We start from the raw sequence: 26,611 nt of genomic DNA, 5'->3' as shown, positions 1-26,611 counted from the left end.
TAATCATAATAATCCTTCATCTGAGAAACTAAAGTATTTATCCTGTGTAATGATAATATGGTCTAAAAGCTGTATGCTTAATGTTTGTCCTGCTTCTTTTATTTTCTTGGTAATATTGATGTCTTCTTTACTCGGTTTTAAACTACCGGAAGGATGATTGTGGGCTATTATAATTCCTGTTGAAAGGTGATCCAAAGCAGTTTTAAATAAAACCCTGACATCTACAATAGATTGACTTATTCCTCCCTGTGTAAGTTGTGAAACTTGGATAACTTTATTCCTTTGATTCAGAAATATTGCCCAAAATTCTTCAGTCCTCAGATCTGTTAATTGATTTTTAAGTATAACATAAGCTTCATCACTATTTGAAATTACTGCCTTATCGGGTATTTCCTGGGTAATTCTTCTCTTTCCTATTTCTAATGCTGCAATAATGGAAACGGCTTTCACTTCTCCCACTCCTTTGAACTTCATAAGCTCTTTATTGGAAAGAAGGCTCAACTGGTGCCAGCTGTTATCCACCGAAGCCAGAATCTTTCTTGCCAATTCCAAAGCGCTCTCATCCCTGCTTCCGCTCCCCATAATGATAGCTAAAAGTTCGGAATCAGAAAGCGAATTCTTTCCATTTCGTAAAAATTTTTCTCTGGGCCTGTCGTCTTTAGCAAGAAATTTTATAGTCATTTGTGTGTGGATTTAGAATATAGAAACAGAATTTAATAGAATGCGTACATTATCACCGGATATTTTGACTTATCAAGATATTTTGCGGTTTGAGCCAATGCACCCGCAGAAAGCATCGGACATCCCAAGCTTAAACATGCAGGGTTTGGGGATTCCTGATCCGGGATACATCCGAAAGAATGTAATACTATTGCCCTTTGCATTGCATTGCTGTTACCCATATCCAGGCCGTTCAGCCTGTACGCTTTTCCGAATTTTCCGTTATAACTGTTCAGGATTTCATATTTTCCAAGTGAAGACTGATATGAACCTTCTGTATTGCTGAATTTCAGAGCATCCGAATTCTTAATAACTGACCCTGATCCATGAGAAACAATTGCTTTCTGCAATATTTTATTATTTTTCAGGTCATAAACAAAGTAACGGTATTTCCCGGAATACACCTTAAAATTAATAAAAACAGCAATGTCCTGATTATAATTTTTCCCCTTTACAAAGTTTTTAATTTCCAAAACTTTCGCTTCCGGAAGAAAACTAGAAGATATATTTTCCTGAGACTCAACTTTTGAGCAGGAAATAGCAAAAAGGGACAGGAATAAAAGTTTTTTCATTAAGGTGTGTGTTTTATTCTATAATCATACCATCTTTCATAACCAGTTTCCGGTCTGTAATTTCAGCAAGGTTAGGATTATGGGTTACAATAACAAAGGTTTGGTTGTATTTATCTCTTAAATCAAAAAATAACCTGTGCAGATCATCTGCATTCTTTGAATCCAGATTTCCTGTAGGTTCATCCGCAAAAATAATTTTAGGGGAATTGATAAGTGCTCTTGCTACAGCTACTCTCTGCGCCTCTCCTCCGGATAATTGGTTGGGTTTATGGTTCAGCCTCTGTTCTATTTTAAGGTCTTCAAATAAAGCATATGCTTTTTCCAGCGCCTCTTTTTCGTTGGCTCCCCCAATTTTTGTAGGAAGTAGAACATTTTCTAAAGCAGTAAACTCCGGAAGAAGCTGATGAAACTGAAATACAAAACCGATATTCTGATTTCTGAATTTGGAAAGCTGTTTATCATTCATATTAATAAAAGACTCCCCTGCAATACTAATTTCCGTATTATACTTATTGGAATTACTGGGATGATCCAAAGTTCCTAAGATCTGAAGCAAAGTAGATTTTCCAGCTCCTGATTCCCCTACAATAGAAACAACTTCACCCGTTTTGATGTGGATGTCAACTCCTTTCAGTACTTCTAAATTCCCATAAGATTTATGGATATTACTTGCTTTAATCATGATTCAAAAATAGTAATTTGATTTTGATATTCAATCAAAAATTAGAATGATAATATCTAAAATTTCATTTTTAAATAAACAAAAAAACCTCTCGAAACGAGAGGTTTTACTATTTTATAATTCGGACTTGTTACAGTAACAGAGTTAAAGGACTTTCCAGATATGTTTTCAATGTCTGTAAGAACTGAGCTCCCGTAGCACCGTCTACCACTCTGTGGTCGCATGCCAGTGAAAGCTTCATGATGTTTCCTACCACAATCTGACCGTCTTTTACAATCGGTTTTTCAATAATTGCCCCTACGGAAAGGATGGCAGAGTTCGGCTGGTTAATGATACTTGTAAATGTCTCAATTCCGAACATACCCAGGTTGGAGATAGAGAATGTGGAACCTTCCATTTCATTAGCTTTAAGGCCTTTGCTCTTAGCTCTTGAAGCCATATCTTTTACCGCTGCGGAAATCTGTGTGTAGTTCATCTGGTCTGTATTTTTAAGTACAGGAACCACTAATCCGTCAGGAATAGCCACCGCAACACCTACATTGATATTTCCTCTGTGGATGATCTTGTCTCCAGCCCAGCTTGAATTCACCTGCGGATGTTTTCTTAAAGCAACAGCCGTTGCTTTAATGATCATATCATTGAAAGAGATCTTGGTATCCGGTAAGGAATTGATTTCTTTTCTGGCCTCAATTGCCTTATCCATATTGATCTCCACCATCAGGTAATAGTGAGGTGCAGAGAACTTACTTTCAGCAAGACGTTTTGCAATAATATTTCTTACCTGGGAGTTTGGCGTTTCCGTATCTTCACCCTGAACAAAGCTTAACGCAACCGCAGCTGCTGCCGGAGCAGAAGCAGGAGATTGAGCCTGTGCCTGGGAAGGCTGATAGTTTTCAATATCTTTTTTAACGATTCTTCCGTTTTCTCCTGAACCGTGAACGCTGTTGATATCAACCCCTTTGTCCTGAGCCATTTTTTTAGCTAACGGAGAGATCGCTACCCTGTCAGAAGATGAAGAACTTACTGCAGGTGCTGCTTTTTCTTCCGTTTTAGCTTCAGCTTTCTGTTCAGCAGGTTTGTCTGATGACTGAGCTGCTGCTTTTGGAGCGCCTACAGCGGAAACATCTGTTCCTGCAGGGCCAATGATTGCCAATACTGAATCTACCGGAGCAGCACCGCCTTCTTCTACGCCCTGCTTCAATAATACCCCGTTGAATTCAGATTCAAAATCCTGAACTGCTTTATCTGTTTCAATCTCAGCAAGAAGATCTCCTTCTTTTACGGTATCGCCTACATTTTTATGCCATTTCGCCACTTTCCCTTCCGTCATGGTATCGGAAAGTCTTGGCATTGTAATAATTTCCACTCCTGCAGGAACTTCCGCAGTAGTCTGCTCAACACTTGTAGCGTTGTTTTCTGTTTTGGATTCTTCCTCAGATTTTTTCTCTTCAGAACCTCCTGCAGCGGGAGCAGCCGCTCCGCCGGTTAGTCCGGAAATATCTTCGCCTTCATTTCCAATAATCGCTAAAACAGAATCTACAGCAGCAGCAGCGCCTTCTTCTACACCAATATATAAAAGAGTTCCTTCCATTTCAGATTCGAAATCCTGAACAGCTTTATCTGTTTCAATTTCGGCTAAAATATCTCCTTCTTTTACTTTATCTCCTACTTTTTTATGCCATTTCGCCACCTTTCCTTCCGTCATAGTATCAGAAAGGCGGGGCATCGTAATTACTTCTGCCATAATTTTTTATTAATTTGAAAATTTGAGAATTTGAAAATTAAAAAAAGATGAATTTACTATCTCATTTTCAAATTTTCAAATTGATTTAATTATCTTTTAGTTTTCTAATTTATCTAAGAATGGGTAGTTTTCCTGAGCATAAACGTATTCGTAGATTTTCTCCGGATCCGGATAAGGTGAATTTTCCATGAATTCAATACACTCTTCTACAAATTCTCTTGATTTATTGTCAATAGTTTCCAGTTCAGCTTCCGTAGCCCATCCATTCTCCAGGATTCTGTGTTTCACAAGTTCCATAGGATCATCATTCTTATGAAGTGCTACTTCTTCTTTACTTCTGTAAGGCTCGGCATCAGACATAGAGTGTCCTCTGTAACGGTAAGTTCTTGCTTCAATAAATGTAGGCCCGTCTCCTCTTCTTGCTCTTTCTATTGCTTCATAAGCTGCTTCGGCTACTTTTTCAGGGTCCATTGCATCTACAGCAAGGCAAGGCATTTCGTACCCTAAACCTAATTTATAGATATCTTCGTGGTTGGCTGTTCTTTTTACAGAAGTTCCCATTGCATACTGGTTGTTTTCTACCACAAATACTACAGGAAGTTTCCAGTTCATCGCCATGTTGAAAGTTTCGTGAAGCGATCCCTGTCTTGCTGCTCCGTCTCCGAAGAAGCAAATGTTTACAGCTTTTCTGTCAAAATATTTATCTGCAAAAGCAATTCCGGCTCCCAAAGGAATTTGTCCTCCTACAATACCGTGCCCGCCATAAAAACGGTGCTCTTTACTGAAAATGTGCATAGAACCACCCATACCTCCGGACGTTCCGGTAGCTTTACCGCAAAGTTCAGCCATGATTCTCTTAGGATCTACTCCCATCGCCATTGGATGGATGTGGCATCTGTAAGCAGTAATCATACTGTCTTTCGTTAAATCCATTGCATGTGTGAATCCGGCAGGAATAGCTTCCTGACCATTATACAAATGTAAAAAACCTCTGATCTTTTGTTTTAGATAAAGAGAACGGCATTTGTCTTCAAACCTTCTCCACATAGTCATATCTTCATACCACTTCAGGTATACCTCTTTAGAAAATTCTTTCATGTGTTAGCTCTTGCTTTTTTATGATGAATATTTGAGCAAAATTATAAAAAAAACTTTGTTTTTATCATATACATACTAATTGTTTTTTTGCTTATAGTGTTATATTTGAATTTTAAACCTGAACATGGAAGAAAAACAGCCTTTACTGGTGCATAAAGTTTCAAAGATTATCTCGGATTTTTTTAATCCACTTGTTTCTTTATTTATTTACTTTACGTATATGAGCGTAAAGCAATACTCACTGAAAGATTCCCTGCTTTATTTTGTGCCTATATTACTGATGATTATTGTGCCGGTAGTGATCTGGCTGGTATGGAATGTAAAAACCGGAAGATATACGAATATGGACGTTTCGGACCGTGTCCAGAGGAAAACGCTCTATATTTTTATTGCGGGCTGTGTGGTTGCCTATCTTATCTTTAATTATTTCAGGAACGGGTATATTGATCTTGTGATGCTCTTTATCCTTATCCTTATTTTCACCATGCAGATCAGTAATTTCTTTATCAAAAGCTCAATGCATACAGCTTTTAATGTATTTGTTGCCGCATTGTTTTTTACATTGAACTGGAAGGCCGGATTGGTATGGCTGGGAATTGCTGCTTTAGTGGGAATTACAAGAGTTATTTTAAAAAGACATACGGTAAAGGAAGTATTTATGGGTGCCGGAATAGCATTTGTGGTATCTTTTATTTATCTTTATTGCAATATACAATTTCAACATTAAGAACATTCTATGAAAATAAATCATCTTACCGGTGCTGAGGAGAATTTTATGAAGCTGTTTTGGAAGCTTGAATCTTTTTATCTGAAAGACATCATGGAACAGCATCCTGAGCCGAAGCCGCACCAGAATACTGTTTCCACCTATTTAAAAATATTGGTTGAAAAGGGATATCTCACCACTCAGAAAGAAGGAAGGATTTTTAAATATACCGTTGTTGTCCCTATCGAAGAATACCGTAAGTTTATACTGAAAGAACTGGCCCATAATTTTTTCAATGATTCAGGGAAGGATATGCTGGAGTTTTTATTTAATGAAAAATTAATATCCCAGGATGATCTGAAGAATTATTTTGACCTTAAAATTGAAATCATTCCTGCAAAAGCTGAAGAACCTAAATTTGAATATGCAGAAGAAATCTTAAACCCTAAAAAAGTAAAAAAAGGCAAAGCAAAAGATAAGGACAAGAAGAAAAAAAAGAAAAAAGATTAAACACACAATACACAGATCATGAAAACGAAATTTCGTGAAATAACAGGAAAAGCGCAGGATGTTATCTTTCGCTATCCCATGGTTTTATTAATGGGGTTGCTCTCTTCTATAGGAGCTATCTGTATGATGGACAGTAAAAATGACGGTGATCTTTTATTTACCTATGCAAAATTTACCATCTGCAGCAGTCTGGGAATTTCATTAATGTTTGCTTTGAAGATTCTATCCCAAAGAATTGGAAGAAGATTGCTGTTGGAAATATTGGGCGTGGTTTTCCTAATTGGCTTTTATTTTATTCTGCCTGAAAAAAAGAAAAATTTCAATGATATTCAGGGTTTTATTATAGCCATAACTTTTCTGCTTTCCCATTTACTGGTTTCCTTTGCAGCGTTCCTGAGTAAAAACAAAGAGCTTAATTTCTGGCAGTATAACAAGAATCTTTTTGTTAATATTTTCCTGACGGCCGTTTTTACAGGAGTACTTACAGGAGGTGTGGAACTGGCAATCCTCGCAATTGATAAACTGTTTGATTTTCACTTCGATGATATCCTCTATCTTGATACGTTTTACATGCTGGCCATTTCCGGAAGCTGTTTTATTTTTCTTCTTTTCAATGAAACCGGCCTGGACTATCTTGAGAAAGACGGAACTTACCCTGTGATCTTAAAATTTTTCACTCAGTTTGTTCTGATCCCTTTGCTTTTCATTTATTTAATCATTCTTTATCTTTATTCATTTAAAATAATCATTCGCTGGGAACTTCCTAGAGGATGGGTTTCGTATCTGGTTTTAGCTTACAGCGTTGTAGGTATCCTTGCTCTGCTGCTGGTATATCCGCTTAAAGAAGAGAAGGCAAAATCCTGGGTTAAAGTATTTTCACAGGCTTTTTATTATACCATAATTCCTTTACTTGTTTTATTATTTACGGCTATATTTACAAGGATTCTGGAGTACGGTTATACAGAACCCAGATACTTTGTATTATTACTGGCGTTATGGCTGTTAAGCGTTGTCGTTTATTTTGTGTTGAATAAGAAAGCCAGTATAAAATTCATTCCGGTAAGCTTATTCACATTTGGCCTGTTTTCACTGATCTTTCCTTACTTAAATGCATTCAGTGTTGCCAAAAGAAGTCAGAAAAATGAATTGATAACCCTTTTGGATAAGAACAAACTTTTAGTAAACAACAAAATAAATTTTCAAAAGAAAGTTGCCGATACCCTGGTAGATGAAATTTCAAACAAATTCCAGTTTCTTGCAGAAAGAAAACAAAAGGATTTCTTGCTGAACCTTGTTTCCGGCAAAACACATGATCTTTTAGCTGATGATTTTCAACAGCCTTATTCATGGGCTGTCAGCAGCACTATTAGAAATGCATTTTCCGTTGTGGATAGAATTCCGGAAGTTTCAAAATATGAAAGGCTTATTTTGGAATCTGAAACAAAAATAACTTATATCCAGGGGTATCAGTATATAATTAATTTCAATAATTACAGCCAGGAATCCGGAAATATCAATGGAGATACGTTTTTGATAGATAACCAGGCGCTGGTTAATAATTCAAGAATTATAAAGGTAGTTCTTAATTCAAAAGAAGTTGTGGATTTCGGCCCTGCAATGAACAGGTTATTTGAAAACAATACGTCCCAGATAGGAACTGTAAGAATGAAAGAAATCTCTATGGAAAGTGACCTTGGTAAATATCATATCAAAATAGTTTTCCCAAGCATTTCGAGAGACAAAACATCTGATAACAAACAGAATGATATATTCTATAATGAGGCGGTAATGCTGATCAGGGAAAAATAAATAAATACTAACTAATGTCTTAACTGTTTATATTCAAATAATTATCCCTTCCTGAAAGATCAGGAAGGGATATTAATACAAAAAAAAGCGACTAAAAAGCCGCCTTATATTTTACCAACGGTTTCCGCCGCCGTTACCACCACGGTTGTTTCCACCGTATCCACCACCGCCGTTACCACGGTTGTTTCCGTAACCACCACCTCTGTTGTTGTCAAAGCTTCTTCTTGGCTTTTCTTCTCTTGGCTTAGCCTCAGATACATTCAGAGTTTTACCGTTAAATTCTTTCTGATTAAGAGCTTCAATAGCTTGTTTTCCTTCTTCATCACCCATTTCTACAAAACCGAAACCTCTTGAACGGCCAGTTTCTCTGTCTGTAACAATTTTAGCTGATGATACGTCACCAAATTCTGCGAATAGATCGTGCAACTCATACTCTTTAGTTGCGTAATTGATGTTTGAAACAAAAATGTTCATTTTAAATAAAATTAAAAAATTAATAAAAATTTGGTATATAAAAGAAAAACAACATAAATTAATGAACAAATATTGATTCCAAATATAAACGTATGCAAGATACAATTAAAAATTATAAATCAAAGTTTTTTTTAAGTCATTTCTAGCCTCGTAAGAAATTCAAGCCCTATAATCATCAATGCAAAACAATAATTACCTATATATCAGTGTATTATATTTAAATTTCAATAAAGTTAAAATTAGTTAACATAATTACAAAAATTGTAAAAAACAAAGTATATAGCGTCTAATCCTGTTATAATTCAGCATATATATAGCAACCTGAGCTTAACAAAATAAAAAATATTAATCCCATTTATTAACCTAATCAAAAATATATATGAAGCATACAACAAATTATATCAACACCTTTATTGAAGTTGCTGAAGACTGTCCTGTCTCCCACGCCGAGGCTCCACCTGAAAAGAAAATCAAAACTTTGGCAGAATTTCAATATGAGCAGATGATAAAAAATCCTTACCGTTATACTTCTGACGATATTATATTTGAATGCTATGCCTTAAAAAATGATATTCCCGAAAGTGAAAAACAGCAGGCAAGAATACAGTTTTTCTCCAAAGGACAGCCTTGTCTACGCTCCTCCCCATTATCCAAACGCTACGGATTCGGGACCCACCACAATGAGGAAGGGAAAGTAGCTGTTTTTCCCGTTGAAAGTAAGGAATATCAAAAATTTTTAAACGACAGCTCCATAAAAAAAGTAAAAGCAATGCGCTCCAAGAAAATATGATTGAGAAAATGAATCATTTTTTTAAGATCAGTAAATATTGTTTCCTTGATAAACCCGGTTTTTAGCCCTAAATTTGTAGAGCAAATCATTAAAACATGAACTATCATACCAGAAAATGGGTAAAGCCCGAAGACCTGAACCCTAACCATTCTCTTTTTGGAGGAAGACTTTTACAGTGGATCGATGAAGAGGCGGCACTTTACGCAATCATACAGTTGGAAAATACAAAAGTAGTAACGAAATTCATTTCGGAAATCAATTTTGTAAGTTCTGCAAAACAGGGGGATATTATAGAAATCGGGATTGAAGCCACCCACTTCGGATCTTCATCTGTTACTTTAAAATGTGATGTACGAAACAAAATGACCCACCAGACCATTATTACCGTAGACAAAATCGTCATGGTGAATCTGGACAGTGACGGAAACCCTGCACCCCATGGAAAAACCCAGATTGAATTTGTAAAAGACAGGCTGAGCAAACCATGAAAATCTTCATAAAAAATATGGTGTGCAACCGCTGTATTTCTGCAGTGGAAAAAATATTTGGAGAAGCAGATATTCCTGTAAATTCTGTCATTCTGGGAGAAGTTGAAACAGCAACCGATATTTCAGCCGGAAAAATGGTGGATATAGAAAAAACTCTTCTGGATACAGGATTTGAGAGAATCAAGGACTCTGCGCACCAGCTTGTTGATAAGATCAAGAATATAATTATCATCAAAATTAGCGAACTGGATATTGATGAAAACTTTCTTCTTTCCGATTTTTTAAGTTCAAAAATTCATAAGGATTACAGTTCCCTTTCCAAAACCTTTTCCCAGAACGAAAACATCACACTCGAACAGTTTTTTATCCTTCACAAAATAGAAAAAGTAAAAGAGCTGCTTCTTTATAATGAATTCACCCTTACAGAAATTGCAGGAAAGCTTGGCTATAAAAGTGTTCAGCATCTTTCTTCCCAATTCAGGAATATTACCGGATTCACCCCTACAGAATTTAAGAAACTGAAAGATCATCAAAGAAAAACCCTGGACAGTTTCTGAGTTGGAGAGTAAGCGTGTTGGAAAATTTTAGAGTATAAATACAGAAGAGCCTCAGCCCATTTATGAATATATAAACTTCTTCACCCTCAACCCTCCTACTCTCACTCTACCCTAAAACCCTCCCGCTCACCCACCTTTCCAAATTCTATAACTATTATCCTTAAATTTATAACAGGCTTACCATTTCATTTTGGACATTTGTATTATAAATTCAAGGAATCATGAACAGACAATATCATATACTCGGCATGACGTGCTCCGGCTGTCAGAAAAAAATTTCTGAAAAACTCAACAGCATTGAAGGAGTTACAGCCGATATAAACCTGAAAAATAATACAGCAACCATAACTTCCGATAAAGAAATTGAACTTTCCGTTTTAAATAATGCTTTAGAGGAAATAGGAAAATACAGACTCGAAGATCCCAATAAACCCGAAAAAACATTCGTAAAGCCTCAGGACAGGATTTCCTTGTCTTCTGTATATTATTGTCCAATGGAATGTGAAGGTGATAAAGTTTACTTTAAACAAGGTGAAAGATGTCCCGTTTGCAATATGTATCTGGTTCCCATTGAGGAAAAACACGCCAAAGACCCGAATCACAAACCAGTCTATTCTTCCTCAAATCCCCCTTCAAATTTTAAAGACAGTATTGGAAAATATTATTGCCCGATGTTTTGTGAAGGCGATAAAGTATATGATGAAAAAGGTGACTGTCCGGTCTGCCATATGCATCTGGAAGAAATCACGGAAGACCTTGCAAAAAATGCATCTTCACACAGTCATCAGCATTCTCATCATCATGATGACAGTCATCACCGTGAAGCACCGAAAGTTACAGATGATATGGCCGGAAAATATTACTGCCCCATGTATTGTGAAGGTGATAAAACCTATGATTCCAATGTGGGATGTCCCGTTTGCGGAATGGATCTGGTAAAATACCCCGAAAAGAAAACAGCAAAATACACCTGCCCTATGCATCCGGAAATTATCCGTGATGAACCCGGAGACTGTCCCATCTGTGGAATGGACCTCATAAGAATGCCTGACAGCAGTGAGGATGAAGAGGATGAAACCTACAATATTCTGAAAAGAAAATTCTTAATTTCACTTGCCTTTACAATTCCTGTTTTCATTCTTTCTATGGGTGGAATGATGATTAATTTTCCTTTCTCACATAAGATACAGGGATTTATAGAGCTTGCCTTAACGCTTCCCGTGATGTTTTATTCCGGATGGTTTCTGCTGAAAAGAGGCTGGGTTTCGTTCAAAACCTGGAATTTAAATATGTTCAGCCTTATTGCTTTGGGTGTTGCAGCAGCATTTATTTTTAGTATCACAGCTTTGATTTTTCCGGATATTATTCCTCATGAAATCAGAGGACATAATCATGAAATTCCACTGTATTTTGAAGCCGTCTGTGTGATTTTAACACTTGTAATTTTAGGCCAGCTTATGGAAGCCGCTGCTCATAAAAAAACAGGAAATGCGATCAAAGAACTGATGAACCTATCTCCTGACGAAGCCAATCTTATCATAAATGGAGAAGAAAAAAGAGTGTTGCTTTCCCAGGTAAAAATCGGGGATCTTTTAAAAGTAAAGCCGGGTGAAAAAATTCCTGTTGACGGAAAGATCACAGAAGGAAGCTCTCTTGTGGATGAAAGCATGATTACCGGTGAACCTGTACCCGTAGAAAAAAATATTGATGATAAAGTTTCCTCAGGAACCATTAATGGAAATAAGGTATTCACCATAAAAGCTGAAAAAGTGGGCGACGAAACCCTTCTTTCCCAAATCATTAAAATGGTAAACGAAGCCAGCCGAAGCAGAGCTCCTATACAGAAACTGACTGATAAGGTTTCCAAAGTCTTTGTTCCCGTTGTAATTCTGATTGCCGTTCTTACTTTTATTTTGTGGCAGTTCTTTGGTCCGGAAGGAAAAAGAAGCTTATTTGCTTTTGTAAATGCAGTGGCCGTTCTCATTGTTGCCTGTCCGTGTGCCCTCGGTTTGGCTACTCCAATGTCCCTGATGGTTGGAATCGGGAAAGGAGCAAAAAGCGGCATCCTGATCAAAAATGCAGAAGCACTGGAACAGATGAATAAGGTAAATGTACTGATCACAGACAAAACAGGAACTTTAACGGAAGGGAAACCATCTGTACAATATATCGAAACTTCAGGCAACGGAGATAAAAATGAAATCCTGAAACTGGCATTTTCACTTAACCAAAATTCAGAACATCCGCTGTCCAATGCGGTCATTAAAAGAGCTAAAGAAGAAAATATAACTGCTGAAAAGGTAGATAAATTTGAAAATATCTCAGGAAAAGGTGTTCAGGGAAATATCAATGGAAAAACCGTTTATTTAGGAAATGAAAGCCTTCTGATTTCCAATAATCTGTCTATTTCCCAAGAATTAAAGCAAAAAGCCGTAGAAGTACAGTCGAAGGCGCATACCATCTCTTATATTGCACAGAATCAGACTGTATTAGGATTTATCAGCTTTACCGATAAAATTAAAGAAACTTCCAAAAAAGCAGTTCAGCAGCTGATGAACGAAGGAATTGAAGTCATTATGATGACCGGAGACAATGAGCATACTGCCAGAGCTGTAGCCGGTGAACTGGGAATAAAACATTACAAAGCAGGCTGCCTTCCGGAGGATAAGCTGAACGAAGTAAAAAGACTTCAGAAAGAAGGTAAAATAGTGGCCATGACCGGCGATGGAATCAACGACTCCCCCGCTTTGGCACAATCTGACGTAGGAATTGCCATGGGAACCGGAACCGATGTTGCTATGGAAAGTTCAGAGATCACATTATTAAAAGGTGATATTTTAGGGGTGGCAAAAGCTAAACTACTCAGTGAAAAACTCCTCAAAAATATCAAAGAAAACCTGTTCTTTGCATTTATCTATAATGTACTGGGCATTCCGGTAGCGGCAGGATTATTGTATCCTTTCTTTGGAATACTGTTGTCTCCAATGATTGCAGCAGCGGCAATGAGTGTCAGTTCACTTTCTGTAATTCTGAATTCATTGCGGTTGAACTCTGTTAATCTGGATGCAGATATAAGATAAAAAGTTATGAAAAAAGGAAGTCTTTACATTGGATGTTCGGGATTTTATAACAACGACTGGAAAGGGTCGCTGTATCCTGAAAATGTTCAAAGTAAAGACTTTCTTATCTTATATTCCCAGAATTTCAATTCGGTAGAAATCAATTCTACTTTCTATAGAAAACCGACTGGAAAAACGCTTTTAAAATGGCATGATGAAACGCCTGACGATTTTAAATTCTTCATCAAAATTCCCAAAACCATTTCCCATGAAAAACGTCTGAAAGATTCCAAAGAAGAGATTTCGGAATTCTGTGAGCATATTCATACCCACTTAAACGAAAAACTTTCCGGGTTTCTGTACCAGTTTCCGCCTTCGTTCAAACGGTCGCAGGAAAACATTGATTTAATCCTGTCTGGTCTTGATTTCAATTACCTGAATGTCATAGAATTCCGTCATGATTCCTGGTGGTCTGATGAAATTTTCACTCTTTTGAAAGGGCATCATATTGTTTTTTCAGGCGTGAGCTTTCCCGGTAACCTTCCGGAAGATATGATTGTTAATCATCCTGAAATTTTATATTACAGGCTTCACGGAAAACCTGTTCTCTATAAATCTGAATACAGCACGGACTTCCTTGATACGCTGGCTCAAAAGATCAAAAATTCAGAAAGAAAAGCATTTATATTTTTCAATAATACGTGGGGAACTGCTGCCATTAAAAACTCTCTTTACCTGAAGAAAATCTTAGAATAAATACCTTTATCAGCATCTGTAATTTCAATGAAAATAGAGAAAAACTATTGTTTTCACATTTATAAATGTTAAAATATAGAAATTAAAAAACATAATCTCAACACCTTTTTATTCTGACAAAATTCATACTGAAATAAAGTTCTTAAAATAAAATTAAAAAACAGTATTTTAACAAATCATGGCATATAATTTGTTAACATTTTTGCGATAATTTTAACAATTTTTAACGATTTAATTTCCATTATCTTTATGAAAAATTTCTTTGGGGGAAAGTCAAAAAACATGACTTTTCTTGGGATGACTGCATTGGTGAGTGCGTCTTCAATTGTATTCAACGGCTGTAACGGCAAAACTGAAGTGAAAGAGTTTGAAAAAACAGTTTCACTGGAACATCCCACCGTGAAAACGGTCCCCAAAATAGATGATGAAAATGTAGATCCCGATAAAAGAATTATCTACCTTACTTTTGATGACGGACCTAACCAGGGAACAGAAAACCTTCTTAAAATCTTAAATAAGAGAAACGTTTGTGCCACTGCTTTTCTTGTAGGAAAACATGCCTATGGAAGCAAGAAACAGAAAGATGACATGGAACTTTTAAAAAGCAATCCATTAATTGAACTGGCCAATCACAGCTTTAGTCATGCACACAACAAATACTCCGATTTTTATAAAAATCCTGATGCTGTGGTATATGATTTTGATATCGCCAAAGACAGCCTAAAGCTTTATGATAAGATCGCCAGAACACCGGGCCGAAATATCTGGAGACTGAATAATATTAATGTTACCGATATCAAAAGTTCCACCAATGCGGCAGACAACCTTAAAAAAGCAGGCTATAAAGTAATAGGTTGGGATCTTGAGTGGAAACCTTCCCAAAAAATGACTTTGAAGGGAAGCCATGAAGCCATGATCAAAAAAGTAGACAGCATCTTCTATAATGATCTGGAAAAAACATCAAGACATCTGGTTTTCCTTACTCACGACCAATATTTAAGAGATGCCGATTCCATCAATGAGCTGGATATGTTTATTGAAAAACTCCAGAAAAGCAACAGGTTTGTTTTCAGGAAGATTTCCCAGTATCCGAAGATTAATGATATCCTGAACTAATTTCAATATAGCAATGTATCCGTTTAGCAGTGTAACAATTCAGGAATATTGGTAAAGCTGCTAACTGGTAACTATTTTACAGGATCATTAGTTTTTTGCTTTTAAAATTCGGAAATTTGCATATTATGGATATTAAAGAAAATTATACGGCAGTAAAAAACCAGCTTCCGTCAGAAGTACAACTCGTAGCAGTTTCCAAAACCCATCCGGTTGAGGCAATTCAGAAGGTTTATGATCTGGGACAGAAAGTCTTTGGTGAAAATAAAGTTCAGGAGCTTATGGAAAAGTACCCTCTTCTTCCAAACAATATCCAATGGCACCTGATCGGGCATCTGCAGAGCAATAAGGTAAAATATATCGCTCCTTTCATTGATACCATCCAGAGTGTGGATTCTGAGAAACTTCTGACCGAGATCAGTAAAGAAGCCGGAAAAAATAACAGAACCATTAAAGTATTGCTCCAGGTAAAGATTGCTGCGGAAGAAAGTAAATTCGGACTTGAAATTCCGGAAGCAAAAACCTTGTTTCAAGAGTATATTGACAGAAAGTTTACGAACATTGAAATCACCGGACTGATGGGAATGGCCACATTTACGGATGATGAAGAACAGGTGAAAAAAGAATTTTTAATACTGAAAGGACTTTTTGATGAATTAAATCAGTTAAAATCACTCCAAACTTTATCTATGGGAATGAGTGATGATTTCCCCTTAGCCATTGAATGCGGTGCCAATTCCGTGAGGGTTGGATCCGCTATTTTCGGCAGGAGAGATTACTCAAAATAGTATATTTAGGTATGGTTTTTGCTAATAATTGAATCAAAAAATCTAAATTTGCAACTATGCAAAAAATCCTTATTGTAGAAGACGAAAAAGCAATCTCGGGAGTATTACACAGTATTCTTTCTGATGAACTTACCGATTACGAATTTGTTATCGCTGAAGATGGCCTTGAAGGCTACAAACAGATAGAAAAAGAAGATTTCGCATTGGTGATTTCTGATATCAAGATGCCGAAACTTTCAGGAACAGAACTTTTAAAGCAAAGCATCCTTTTAAAGCCTGAGAGTACATTCATCATGATCTCCGGTCACGCAGACATCGATTCTGCTGTTTCTTGTCTAAAAGAAGGTGCATACGACTTTATTTCCAAACCTATCGACATCAACAGACTGATTACCAGCGTAAAAAATGCTTTAGCCAAAGAAAGTCTTAAAAAGGAAAATAAAAATCTTCAAACTGAAAATAAGACCCTTAAAAGAAAGGTCAACAAAAAATACCAGATGATCGGCGATTCTCCTGCTCTGAAAAAGATCCAGGATATGATCGAAAAAGTAGCTGCTTCCGATGCCCGTGTTTTAATTACCGGTCCAAACGGAGCAGGAAAAGAACTGGTAGCCCACGCCATTCACAACCAAAGTGAACGTGCGAGAGGCCCAATGGTGGAAGTAAACTGTGCAGCCATCCCTTCCGAGCTTATTGAATCTGAACTTTTCGGACATGTAAAAGGTTCTTTTACGGGTGCTATTAAAGACAAGCAGGGAAAATTCGAGCAGGCAAACGGAGGTACCATCTTTTTAGATGAAATTGGAGATATGAGCCTTATTGCCCAGGCAAAAGTATTGAGAGCATTGCAGGAAAGCAAAGTTTCTCCTGTAGGAAGCGATAAAGAAATCAAGGTTGATGTAAGAGTAATTGCAGCAACCAACAAAAATATGCAGAAGGAAATTGAAGAAGGAAAATTCAGGGAAGACCTTTACCACAGGCTTTCTGTGATTGAAATCTATGTTCCGCCGTTGGATGACAGAAAAGAAGATATCAAATTGTTAGTAGATCATTTTTCCGGTATGATTGCCGATGAACATGGTACTGCTGTGAAAAAATTTGATGATAAAGCGATTGACGCGCTTAAAGTTCTTTCATGGACAGGGAACATCAGAGAACTGAGAAACGTTGTGGAAAGATTAATTATTCTTGGCGGAAATACTGTTTCCGAGGAGGATGTTGCAAGTTTTGTAAGGAAATAATTTAATTGAACATTAAATATTCATAAAAATTTGCAGTAGCCTTACTGCAAATTTTTTTTTGCCCTATTTTAAGTATTAAACTATATATGAATCATAAATTATTATGAACTTTTTAAACAAAAATTATACGAAAGAATGCCTTACTCTGGCTCTTCCTGTTATGCTTACGCAGGTTGGGCAGGTTTCGGTGAATCTCTTCGACAATATTATTGTCGGAAAACTTTTGGGTGCGGATGCGCTCGCTTCCGTTTCATTGGGAAATGCCGTATTTTTCTCGGTGTTCGTATTGGCGCTTGGATTTTCATTTGCCATTCCTCCCCTTGTTTCTGAGGCCCATTCCAAGCAGGATCATGGGACTATTAATTCTGTTTTCAGTCACGGATTCGTAATCAATATGTCTGTAGGAATTATTTTAATGACTGTTTTACTTTTAGGAATGCCACTACTCTATCATTCCGGGCAGCCGGAGAAGATCATTCCTAATACAGTGGATTTCCTGAGTATTATGGCGATCAGTATGATCCCGTTCATGGCGTTTCAGACACTTCGTGAAGTTTCCGAAGGTCTTTCTTATACCATAGGTGTTACCAAAGCCACGATCATTGCCAATATCATCAATATTGCTCTTAATTATGTTTTTATCAAAGGGCTTTGGATCTTCCCTGAAATGGGTGTGAAAGGTTCTGCTTTAGCCACTCTGATCTCCAGAATATTTATGGTAGTCTTTCTTTATATTGTATTGGTGAAAGAGAAAAAAACAAGACGCTACATCAAAGATTTTTCTTTAAAAATTCAGGTTTTCTCAAGAAATATGTTTGACAAAATGGTAAAACTGGGTTTACCTACAGCTTTACAAATGTTCTTTGAAGTAACAGCTTTTGCCGGGGCAGCATTTATCTGCGGACTTATTTCAGCCCATGATATTGCTTCCCACCAGATTGCTTTGAGTATGGCTTCATTTACCTTCAATCTTTGTGTTGGGTTTAGTGTGGCTTCAACGGTTATGATCGGAAGAAAACTGGGGGAACAGAATTTTGTTGAATTAAGAAAAGTCGGGATCAATAACCTGAAAATAGCTTTTATTTTCATGTGTATCTGTGGATTGGTATTTATTCTCGGAAGAAATATTCTGCCAACCTTCTTTACCAAAAAAGAGGAAATTGAAGTCATTACCTTAGCATCCAAACTGATGATTATTGCTGCATTATTTCAGCTTTCAGATGGGATTCAGGTCACAGCTTTGGGTACGCTCAGAGGTTTGCAGGATGTGAAAATTCCGTCAATCTATACTTTTATTGCTTACTGGGTGATTACCGTTCCATTAGGATATTTTCTTTGTGTAACCCTGAATATGGGTGCTTTCGGAATGTGGATCGCTTTAGGTTTGGGACTTACGATTTCCGCAGTTTTCTTAGTGAAACGATTTTTAAATATGTCTGCAAAAAGAATTAACCAGAAAGAAAAACAAAATGGGTCAATAGATCAACTCGGAGCTTAAAAACTCCGGTTTTTGTTACTTTGGAGCTTTTTACAAACTATTCGTAACAAATTTCGCGAAGTCGGAGACTTCGCGAAATTTGTTTTTATATCATTATCCAACCCTTTTTCCTAGAATTGTCAGGCTTCTTTCAATTCCATCCAAAACAGCTACATCGGGTAATATTCCCCAATCTTCAAACCCAAAATTCCTGAAAAGTTTCAGACTGGCTTCATTATGTGAGAAGATAAATCCCAGCAGGGTTTTAATTCCTAAACCCGGTGCCTTCTCAATACAGTATTCCATTATTTTTTTTCCATAGCCTTTTCCCCGGCAGGATTCATCCAGGTAAATGCTCATTTCAACGGTTCCGTTATAAGCAGGTCTTCCGTAAAATGAAGAAAAGCTCACCCATCCTACCGTCTCACTATCATTATTCTCAATGATCCAAAGCGGTCTTGTATCAGGATTGTGTTCATCAAACCACTTCCTTCTGCTTTCCACAGAAACATTTTCCGTATCGGCGGTCACCATCCTTGAAGGAATGGTAGAGTTATATATGTCAACCACTTTTTCCAAATCTTTCAGTTCAGCATTTCTGAATTGTATCTCTTTCATGTTTTATAGATTCCGGTTTTATTTCTCTGCAAAAATAAGAAGCATGAGACTTTTACCGACAGAATTTAATTAATAATTGTATGTTTATTGTTTAAAATTGAGTCACTTCCCCAAGTTTTTTAAAGTTCTGTTCAAACTTCTCACCGTAATTCCCAGATAGGCAGCCATATCTTCTTTTGAAATTTCTATTTCCTGCTGTGCCTGCAGTTCAAGAAGCTGGGATAAGGTATGTTCAGCCGCATACAACTGCTGATAAGAAGCTCTTTTGGAAGTATTGACAATGCGTTCGGCAAAAACATCAAGAAGCAGATTATTCAAAGCCAGATCACTTTTGATTAAATTCCTGAAATAAGCTATCGATATGGCATAAACAATGACATCTGTTACCGCTTCAATACTACACAAGCAGGGAATATTCCGGATCAGCTCTATCTCCCCTGTGATTTCGCCTTTTCCCAGAAATTCAACAATATATTCTTTCTCATTCTCTTCAACGAAAAAACATTTGGTGATTCCTTCTTTAATCAGCATTATTTTAGAAGGTTTTTCGTTCTGTGAGAATATTCTTTCGCCTTTGGAGAAAGATCTTACAAGAATATCTTCTTTACGTTCCTGTTTTACGTAAAGGTTCTCTATATAATTTAAAAATAACTGATTGGTCCGTAACATCTCTTATCCGGGACAAATGTCCTTTTCTGATTGAATTTTTATACTGAATTTTGCCATGAGAAAAATACAAAAGTAAAATGAATAATCACATAACAACAATTGCCTTTGATGCAGATGATACCCTTTGGATTAATGAACCCTATTTTCAGGAAGCAGAAAAAGAATTCTGTGTACTTCTTGAAGATTATCTTCCACAACATTCCATATCCCAGGAATTATTTAAAACCGAAATGAAGAACCTTCACCTGTACGGTTATGGTGTAAAAGGCTTCATGCTTTGTATGGTGGAAACGGTAAGCAGAATTTCGAATGGTACAGCATCCATGCAGTTAATCAACAGGACTATTGAAATTGGTCAGGAACTGTTACAGAAACCAATAGAATTATTGGATGGCGTTACTGAAACACTTGATGCATTAAAAGGAAAGTACAGACTTGTAGTGGCTACAAAAGGAGATTTGCTGGATCAGGAACGGAAGCTTAAAAATTCAGGATTACAGGAATATTTCCATCATATAGAAATTATGAGTGACAAAAAGGAAAGCGATTATCAAAAACTCCTGAAACATCTGGACTGCAGGCCTGAACACTTTCTGATGCTTGGAAATTCAATAAAATCAGATGTTCTGCCCGTATTGGAAATTGGTGGTTTTGCGGCCCACATTCCTTATCATGTAACCTGGAGCCACGAACAGCATGAACATCATCTGGAACATGAAAATTTTATGGAGCTGAAGAGTATTGATAAAATACTCGGATATTTATAAAAAAACTCGCCTTAACAGGCGAGTTTTACATTTATTTCTTCAGACACTTCTCCAGGAACTGATCCTGTTCCCATAAAAGGTGTAAAATATTTTCTTTGGCTACATAGCCGTGCGCTTCTTTCGGAAGGAGAACCATTTTTACAGGAGCTCCCAGATTTTTCAGGGCCTGAAAATATCTTTCCGTCTGTAAAGTGAAAGTTCCCGGATTGTTATCCGCATCACCATGAATCAGCAACAACGGGGTTTTCATTTTATCTGCATTCATAAATGGAGACATTGTATTGTAGATTTCAGGAATATCCCAGTAATTCCTCTGTTCGCTCTGAAATCCAAACGGTGTTAAGGTTCTGTTATAAGCCCCACTTCTTGCAATACCACAGGCATAGTCTTTAGAATGGGTTAAAAGATTAGCGGTCATAAATGCACCGTATGAGTGACCTCCAACAGCAACTTTAGTTCTGTCAATATAGCCTAGCTTGTCTACAGCATCTATGGCTGCCCTTCCGTTTGCTACCAGCTGAGGAATGAAGGTATCATTCGGTTCTGTTTTTCCTTCTCCGATAATCGGGAAAGAAGCATCATCCAATACAGCATATCCTTTTGTAGTCCAGTATACGAAAGATCCGTAGTATGGGAATGTGAAATCGTTCGGGTTTTGCGTATTCTGACCGGCCGTATTTTTATCTTTATATTCTGTAGGATAAGCCCAGATCAGTAACGGAAGTTTTTCCTTTTTAGCTTTTCTGTCGTAATTGGCAGGCAAATAAAGAGTTCCTGTTAAAGTAACACCATCATTTCTTTTGTAGGTAATTACTTCTTTATAAACATCTTTAATGCTTTCAAAAGGATTCGCGAAATTGGTTACAACTACCGCTTTATTGGATTTAATATTTTTCTTAAAATAATTCGGATACAGGCTTGGAGACTGTTGAATTGTTAAAATCTCTCCTTTCGCAGGATTAAGGATATCAATGATCTCTTCTTTGCTGTTTTTAATATTGGAAGTGTATAATCTCGTCTTTTTAAGAGACTTTACATCCATTTCATCAATAAAAGGATGCTGACCGTCTTTAGTAAATCCGTCTCCTATAAGGTATGTCTTTCCTCCTTTCATATCGATAACAGTTCTTCCGTACTGGTTTTTTGCAGTATTGAAATTCCCGGGATCGCTGTAAACATCCTGGTAATTCCTGTCATCAATAACTTTTGATTCTCCGTTATTAAGATCTAAAAGGAAAGATTTGGTATTTCTTGTATCATACCAGCCCTCAGAAACTACAGCATAATGGTCATTAGTCCAGCTTACTCCTTCATATCTCTGTTTTGTTTTAAAAAATGACTTCGAAGCGGCAGTAAATGGTGCTTCCCATGTAAAGATCTCATCTCTGTACTCTGCAGCTTTGGATTGGTCTCCTCCGTCCAGTGCTTCAGCATATATTAAAGTTGCCGGTGCATCACTTCTCCAGCCCATGCTTCTTTTTCCTGTTCTTACGGATGAAAATCCTTTTGGCATGATTTCATTCAAGGGAACATCGTTTACTGTTTTTACAGCATTTCCTTTCAGATCATAAACGGTAGTAGTCGAAGGGAACCTGTTTAATGGAACGATATAGGAGAACGGCTTTTTGATCACAGTCGCCATTAAATAATTTCCGTCCGGGGAAAAACTTAAGCCGGAATACATATCCTGGTCTTTTATTTTTTTTAGGTTCCCGTTCATATCTGCATTGTAAATCTCGGAGGCAGTAAGAACCTCAAAGTTCTTTTCATCCTGGGGATTTTTCAGAAGATCCTGATAAGTTCTGTTCTGTGAAACTTTACCGTCAGCGGTAGAAACAATAGGTCCTGTCGGAAGATCTTTACTTGCATCAATCAGAGCTGGTCTGTTTGAAGGAAGTGTTCTGATCAGGAAACTTTGGGAATCATTGTACCATGTATAAGGTGTTCCCAGATTGGCATTCAGATTATCAGCGGTAATTTTTTTAGCGGCGGCAGTTTCCATATCCACAATCCAAAGCTCAACTCCTTTATCCGTTGTATTAGTAAAGGCCAGTTTTTTTTCGTCCGGAGAAAATGAGATATAGGTAATTTTAGGATTCGCAGGAAGATTCTTCACCTGAGTTTCATTTTTATCATTGATCTTTCTGATCTTCAGATTATTGGAATACGTAACACTGCTTGAAATATTGGTAACCGGGTTGATCCTTAGCCCGGCAAGTTTCATTTCCTGCTGGTTAAGATCTTCCAGTGTTTTATAGGTAGGGCGGTATGTGAAAACCACCCAGTCTTTTTTGCTGTTCATCAGAACGCTTGGCGGCCTTTCATAATCTGCCAGTTTTAAGATTTCAGCAGATGGTTTCTGGTAAGTAATATTCTCCTGTGCATCATAGAAATTGAGAAATGCCAGAAGGCAAATAGTCAGTTTTATCTTCATATAGATTCATTTTTACGAATGTAGTGATTTTTGGGTATAATTAAAATAGCCTTAAACTTTATAAATTCAAATATAACCAACAAAAAAGAGCATTATTTCTAATGCTCTTTTATTTTATCTGAACCGGATTACCAATCCGAAGCTCTTTTTCGTTTTTCTATCATATGGTCTACTGATATTTTTCCTGCACCAAAAGCCATCAGCAAAAGATAAGCAGACAGGTAAACAAGACTCATTTCTCTTTTCTCGAAAGGGTCTGCTCCGTGAACTACAAAAGCGGCAATCACCATTGTAAAGATCAGAAAACCTAAAGAAATCCTGGTGAAGAGGCCTAATATAAGAAGTATTGAACATACAAATTCAGCGATAACGGTAAGAACCAGAGTTATTAAAGGCCCTAATCCTATAAAATCATAAAATTCAATTTTACCACCTTCCAGTAACATCTGAAGTTTTGGAAAACCATGAGAAAGCATGGCAAAACCCAAAAATACCCTCACTACGAATAAGACAATATCTTTAGGTACTGAGCTTGAATTTGGCTGAAAGTAGTTCATTTACTAAATATTTACACTAAAGTTAATAAAAATCTTTTAATAGAACGGCATTTCAGGCATTTTTAGTCTATCTGTATCCAAAATTTTTCAGATCCCTGTCATTTTTGCGCCAGTCTTTTTTCACTTTTACAAAAAGGTTTAGGTGAATTTTCTTGGCAAAGAATTTTTCCAGATCCAGTCTGGCTTCTGTTCCCACTTTTTTAATAGCTTCTCCTTTATGCCCGATGATAATTCCCTTTTGGGTATCTCTTTCCACATAAATAATAGAATCTATGAAAATAATTCCCTCTTTTTCTTTGAACTGTTCCGTAACCACTTCTACAGAATAAGGAATTTCTTTTTCATAGTTCAAAAGGATCTTTTCACGGATCGCTTCATTTACGAAAAATCTTTCCGGCTTGTCTGTGTACTGTTCTTTGTCATAATAAGGAGGATTCTCCGGTAGCAAAGATCTTAATTTAGGAAGAATAATATCTGTATTGAAAGCATTTAAAGCAGAAATAGGAAGAATTTCAGCCTTTGGAATTCTGTTGTGCCAATCTTCTACCAGTTTTTCAAGTCCTTCCTGGGTAGTCTGGTCCACTTTATTCAGCAGAAGTAGTACAGGAACCGGGATTTTGTTCAGTTTATCAATTAAAAATTCTGAAGGTTCTGCTTTATCTGTAACGTCCACAATAAACAAAAATACATCGGCATCCTGTAAAGAATCCTTTACAAAATCCATCATTTTTTCCTGAAGACCGTACTTCGCGTCTAAAACTCCGGGAGTATCCGAAAATACGATCTGTAAATCATCTTCGTTATAAATTCCAAAAATCCTGTGACGTGTTGTCTGTGCCTTTTGTGTTACGATAGCCAGTTTTTCCCCCATTAATTGGTTTAATAAGGTAGATTTTCCGGCATTAGGCTTTCCTACTATATTTACGAATCCTGCTTTGTGCATATGTTAATTTTTAGGCTCAATATTGAACCGGGCTGCAAAGTTAGTGAAAACAAAATTTAATTGGGTTTCGTTTCCATGAAAAGTAAGTGCAGACTTTGAAAAAGTAATATATTTATGCCAAAATTGATGTATGACTGAAGCAGAAAAACATTTTGAAGAATTGGCTCTACAAATCCCGGCTGCCCAACAGGGAAAAATGTTTGGAGCGCTTTGCCTCAAGGCTTCCAATGGTAAAGCATTCTTATTATCCAAAAATGAAAATATTGCCATAAAGCTTAATGGGTCACATTTAGAAGAAGCTTTAAATCTGAATGGAGCTACCATCTTCGAACCTTCAGAAGGGAAAAAGATGAACGGTTGGGTCCAGATACCAGCTGAACATCAAAATAAATGGCTGTCTTTTGCTGAAGCTGCATTAACTGAAGTAGAGAAAACAGAGAAGAAAGTTTCAAAAAGCAAATAACTCTGTGTTTTCAATACATCAAATTCGTATTACAGCTTAAACAATAATATTTTAGAATTCATATATGGATATAGACCAAATCCTTGACCGTATCTATGTTCTGCCTGAAGCTTCCAAAAACGCTCTAAAACAGCATATTAAGGAAGTATCACATTCCAAATGTTTCTGCCTCATGGAAGCAGATAAAATTATTCCGCATATCTATTTTATCAGAAAAGGTATGGTACGTGCTTATGCCTCTACTTCGGATAACGATATTACATTCTGGTTCGGAAGTGAAGGAGAAGCGGTAGTTTCAATGAAAAGTTATGTAGAAGACAAACCCGGTTATGAAAGTATTGAACTTCTTGAAGACTGTGATCTGTATATTCTGGAAACGGAAAACCTGAGAAAACTTTTCAACGAGGATATTCATATTGCCAACTGGGGAAGAAAATTTGCGGAAAGGGAGCTTATGAAAACAGAAGAACTCATCATTTCAAGACAATTCAAGACTTCGCTGGAACGTTATAAAGATCTAATGGTCAACAAACCTGATCTTTTGAAAAGGGTTCAATTAGGGTATATTGCCTCTTATCTCGGAATAACGCAGGTAAGTCTTAGCAGGATCCGGGCAGAAATAAGATAATAATAAGCTTGATCTATAATTACTAAAATATTATGGGAATGCTTAATGAAATACTATAATGTTTGATTATGTATTTAGGGATATAATTCATCAGCAAAATTAACCTTAAAAAAAGAAAAACCACCTTAAAATGGTGGTTAAATTGCTGTTATTTTTCTTGTTGATAGTAAGAAGTTCTAGTACTGATTATTTTGTCTCCAAAATCAAAAACACCATTTCCGTTTACATCATTAAACACTGTAACCGTAACTCTTCCTGTGCCATCGTTCCAGAATCTAATCCATGTTCTCTCTGCGCCACCTTTAATGGTCTTTGTTTTGTTTTCATTCAATGCGAATGCAGATAAATTTTCAATTGTTTTCATACTAATAATTTGAAATTAATTTTTCTCAAACATTTAAAGTCAATTGAGATTTTTGACTGTTTGCGTTCTCTTTATTGTGATATAATTTCAAAATTACATTATTTTTCCACTTATGCAAATAAATTGTTATGAAAAATCGAAAGCAGAAATGAGAAAAACTTATTTTGCAAATATTTCATTTTTTAACAAATGTAAAATTTTGTTTGCTTTCAAATCCTGAAATTTGCAGGAGAGAAAATATAAAGAAATGAACTGGATTATTTTAATTGTCGCGGGATTATTTGAAGTTGCTTTTGCCTCATGTTTAGGAAAAGCCAAAGAAACGTCCGGAACTGAAATGTATTACTGGTACGCCGGCTTTTTAGTTACTATGACTATCAGCATGGTATTACTGATCAAAGCTACGCAAACACTTCCAATCGGAACGGCTTATGCGGTATGGACAGGCATAGGAGCAGTAGGAACAGCCCTGATGGGAATTTTCTTTTTTAAAGATCCTGTAAGCTTCTGGAGGATATTTTTCATCGTCACCTTAATTGGTTCTGTGGTGGGACTGAAATCTGTTTCACACTAAGCTAAAACAA

28 protein-coding genes are annotated in these 26,611 nt (G+C 36.7%); 16 read left to right on the top strand and 12 right to left on the bottom strand.

Annotated features, from left to right (window positions below):
* Positions 1–3: 3 nt before the first annotated feature.
* The 5 genes from radC to pdhA form a co-directional block, all read right to left on the bottom strand.
* Entirely contained in the window at positions 4–681 is a 678-nt protein-coding gene (radC, locus tag HNP36_RS04270; protein ID WP_184160078.1) for a RadC family protein, read from the bottom strand.
* Positions 682–713: 32 nt separating this feature from the next.
* A complete protein-coding gene (locus HNP36_RS04265) occupies positions 714–1,292 on the bottom strand; it encodes a murein L,D-transpeptidase catalytic domain-containing protein (RefSeq protein ID WP_184160080.1) in 579 nt (192 codons plus the stop codon).
* 13 nt (positions 1,293–1,305) lie between these two features.
* Positions 1,306–1,974, bottom strand: a complete 669-nt coding sequence (locus HNP36_RS04260) for an ABC transporter ATP-binding protein (protein WP_040999146.1) — start codon at positions 1,972–1,974, stop codon at positions 1,306–1,308.
* A gap of 130 nt (positions 1,975–2,104) precedes the next feature.
* Positions 2,105–3,718: a 2-oxo acid dehydrogenase subunit E2 gene (locus HNP36_RS04255; protein ID WP_184160082.1), complete on the bottom strand. Its 1,614-nt coding sequence runs from the start codon at positions 3,716–3,718 to the stop codon at positions 2,105–2,107.
* 96 nt (positions 3,719–3,814) lie between these two features.
* Positions 3,815–4,816 (bottom strand): pyruvate dehydrogenase (acetyl-transferring) E1 component subunit alpha, encoded by a 1,002-nt coding sequence (gene pdhA / locus HNP36_RS04250; RefSeq protein WP_184160084.1) that lies wholly within the window; start codon positions 4,814–4,816, stop codon positions 3,815–3,817.
* A 124-nt stretch (positions 4,817–4,940) separates the two neighbouring features.
* On the opposite strand from pdhA, the gene HNP36_RS04245 reads away from it, so the two are divergent.
* From HNP36_RS04245 to HNP36_RS04235, 3 genes are read left to right on the top strand one after another with little or no spacing between them, the layout of a single operon-like run.
* A complete protein-coding gene (locus HNP36_RS04245; protein WP_184160085.1) occupies positions 4,941–5,543 on the top strand; it encodes a phosphatase PAP2 family protein in 603 nt (200 codons plus the stop codon).
* 9 nt (positions 5,544–5,552) lie between these two features.
* Complete coding sequence (locus HNP36_RS04240; RefSeq protein WP_184160087.1) at positions 5,553–6,032, top strand: BlaI/MecI/CopY family transcriptional regulator; 480 nt, start codon at positions 5,553–5,555, stop codon at positions 6,030–6,032.
* 18 nt (positions 6,033–6,050) lie between these two features.
* Entirely contained in the window at positions 6,051–7,841 is a 1,791-nt protein-coding gene (locus HNP36_RS04235; protein WP_184160089.1) for a DUF4153 domain-containing protein, read from the top strand.
* A gap of 111 nt (positions 7,842–7,952) precedes the next feature.
* Here HNP36_RS04235 and HNP36_RS04230 read toward each other — a convergent pair whose 3' ends face one another.
* On the bottom strand, positions 7,953–8,315 hold the full coding sequence (locus HNP36_RS04230; protein ID WP_184160091.1) for an RNA recognition motif domain-containing protein: 363 nt from the start codon (positions 8,313–8,315) through the stop codon (positions 7,953–7,955).
* Between the two features lie 379 nt (positions 8,316–8,694).
* Here HNP36_RS04230 and HNP36_RS04225 point away from each other — a divergent pair, with 379 nt between their 5' ends.
* The 9 genes from HNP36_RS04225 (at position 8,695) to HNP36_RS04185 (ending at position 18,605) form a co-directional block, all read left to right on the top strand.
* Entirely contained in the window at positions 8,695–9,105 is a 411-nt protein-coding gene (locus HNP36_RS04225; RefSeq protein WP_184160093.1) for a DUF6157 family protein, read from the top strand.
* Positions 9,106–9,200: 95 nt separating this feature from the next.
* Entirely contained in the window at positions 9,201–9,593 is a 393-nt protein-coding gene (locus HNP36_RS04220) for an acyl-CoA thioesterase (RefSeq protein WP_184160095.1), read from the top strand.
* Positions 9,590–10,150, top strand: a complete 561-nt coding sequence (locus tag HNP36_RS04215) for a helix-turn-helix domain-containing protein (RefSeq protein ID WP_184160097.1) — start codon at positions 9,590–9,592, stop codon at positions 10,148–10,150. The genes HNP36_RS04220 and HNP36_RS04215 overlap by 4 nt, the downstream gene beginning before the upstream one ends.
* Before the next feature lie 221 nt (positions 10,151–10,371).
* Entirely contained in the window at positions 10,372–13,230 is a 2,859-nt protein-coding gene (locus HNP36_RS04210) for a heavy metal translocating P-type ATPase (RefSeq protein WP_184160099.1), read from the top strand.
* Between the two features lie 6 nt (positions 13,231–13,236).
* Positions 13,237–13,965 carry a DUF72 domain-containing protein gene (locus tag HNP36_RS04205; protein ID WP_184160101.1) on the top strand — a complete coding sequence of 243 codons (729 nt, stop codon included), beginning with the start codon at positions 13,237–13,239 and terminating at the stop codon, positions 13,963–13,965.
* A 249-nt stretch (positions 13,966–14,214) separates the two neighbouring features.
* Positions 14,215–15,081 carry a polysaccharide deacetylase family protein gene (locus tag HNP36_RS04200; protein WP_184160103.1) on the top strand — a complete coding sequence of 289 codons (867 nt, stop codon included), beginning with the start codon at positions 14,215–14,217 and terminating at the stop codon, positions 15,079–15,081.
* A 125-nt stretch (positions 15,082–15,206) separates the two neighbouring features.
* Positions 15,207–15,866: a YggS family pyridoxal phosphate-dependent enzyme gene (locus HNP36_RS04195; RefSeq protein WP_184160105.1), complete on the top strand. Its 660-nt coding sequence runs from the start codon at positions 15,207–15,209 to the stop codon at positions 15,864–15,866.
* Positions 15,867–15,922: 56 nt separating this feature from the next.
* On the top strand, positions 15,923–17,107 hold the full coding sequence (locus HNP36_RS04190; protein ID WP_184160107.1) for a sigma-54-dependent transcriptional regulator: 1,185 nt from the start codon (positions 15,923–15,925) through the stop codon (positions 17,105–17,107).
* Positions 17,108–17,210: 103 nt separating this feature from the next.
* Positions 17,211–18,605, top strand: coding sequence for an MATE family efflux transporter (locus HNP36_RS04185; protein ID WP_184160109.1), 1,395 nt, complete (start codon positions 17,211–17,213; stop codon positions 18,603–18,605).
* 93 nt (positions 18,606–18,698) lie between these two features.
* On the opposite strand, the gene HNP36_RS04180 is transcribed toward HNP36_RS04185, so the two are convergent.
* Positions 18,699–19,202, bottom strand: coding sequence for a GNAT family N-acetyltransferase (locus HNP36_RS04180; RefSeq protein WP_184160111.1), 504 nt, complete (start codon positions 19,200–19,202; stop codon positions 18,699–18,701).
* 102 nt (positions 19,203–19,304) lie between these two features.
* Complete coding sequence (locus tag HNP36_RS04175; protein WP_184160113.1) at positions 19,305–19,871, bottom strand: Crp/Fnr family transcriptional regulator; 567 nt, start codon at positions 19,869–19,871, stop codon at positions 19,305–19,307.
* 77 nt (positions 19,872–19,948) lie between these two features.
* Here HNP36_RS04175 and HNP36_RS04170 point away from each other — a divergent pair, with 77 nt between their 5' ends.
* Positions 19,949–20,638 (top strand): HAD family hydrolase, encoded by a 690-nt coding sequence (locus HNP36_RS04170; RefSeq protein ID WP_184160115.1) that lies wholly within the window; start codon positions 19,949–19,951, stop codon positions 20,636–20,638.
* Positions 20,639–20,669: 31 nt separating this feature from the next.
* Here the strand turns inward: HNP36_RS04170 and HNP36_RS04165 are convergent, their stop codons facing one another.
* The 3 genes from HNP36_RS04165 to era all read right to left on the bottom strand — a co-directional run bounded on the left by HNP36_RS04165 (position 20,670) and on the right by era (position 24,572).
* A complete protein-coding gene (locus HNP36_RS04165; RefSeq protein ID WP_184160117.1) occupies positions 20,670–23,072 on the bottom strand; it encodes a prolyl oligopeptidase family serine peptidase in 2,403 nt (800 codons plus the stop codon).
* A 128-nt stretch (positions 23,073–23,200) separates the two neighbouring features.
* Entirely contained in the window at positions 23,201–23,629 is a 429-nt protein-coding gene (locus tag HNP36_RS04160) for a DoxX family protein (protein ID WP_184160119.1), read from the bottom strand.
* A 67-nt stretch (positions 23,630–23,696) separates the two neighbouring features.
* Positions 23,697–24,572, bottom strand: coding sequence for a GTPase Era (gene era / locus HNP36_RS04155; RefSeq protein WP_184160121.1), 876 nt, complete (start codon positions 24,570–24,572; stop codon positions 23,697–23,699).
* A 130-nt stretch (positions 24,573–24,702) separates the two neighbouring features.
* Between era and HNP36_RS04150 the strand changes: the two genes are divergently transcribed.
* A complete protein-coding gene (locus tag HNP36_RS04150) occupies positions 24,703–25,035 on the top strand; it encodes a hypothetical protein (RefSeq protein WP_184160123.1) in 333 nt (110 codons plus the stop codon).
* A 64-nt stretch (positions 25,036–25,099) separates the two neighbouring features.
* Entirely contained in the window at positions 25,100–25,663 is a 564-nt protein-coding gene (locus HNP36_RS04145) for a Crp/Fnr family transcriptional regulator (protein WP_184160125.1), read from the top strand.
* Positions 25,664–25,811: 148 nt separating this feature from the next.
* Here the strand turns inward: HNP36_RS04145 and HNP36_RS04140 are convergent, their stop codons facing one another.
* On the bottom strand, positions 25,812–26,027 hold the full coding sequence (locus HNP36_RS04140; RefSeq protein ID WP_184160128.1) for a hypothetical protein: 216 nt from the start codon (positions 26,025–26,027) through the stop codon (positions 25,812–25,814).
* 247 nt (positions 26,028–26,274) lie between these two features.
* On the opposite strand from HNP36_RS04140, the gene HNP36_RS04135 reads away from it, so the two are divergent.
* A complete protein-coding gene (locus HNP36_RS04135) occupies positions 26,275–26,601 on the top strand; it encodes a DMT family transporter (RefSeq protein ID WP_184160130.1) in 327 nt (108 codons plus the stop codon).
* Positions 26,602–26,611: the final 10 nt, after the last annotated feature.

The sequence above is a fragment of the Chryseobacterium shigense genome, assembly GCF_014207845.1.
In the GTDB taxonomy this organism is placed as follows: domain Bacteria; phylum Bacteroidota; class Bacteroidia; order Flavobacteriales; family Weeksellaceae; genus Chryseobacterium; species Chryseobacterium shigense_A.
This window is presented reverse-complemented; position numbering and strand designations above follow the sequence as displayed.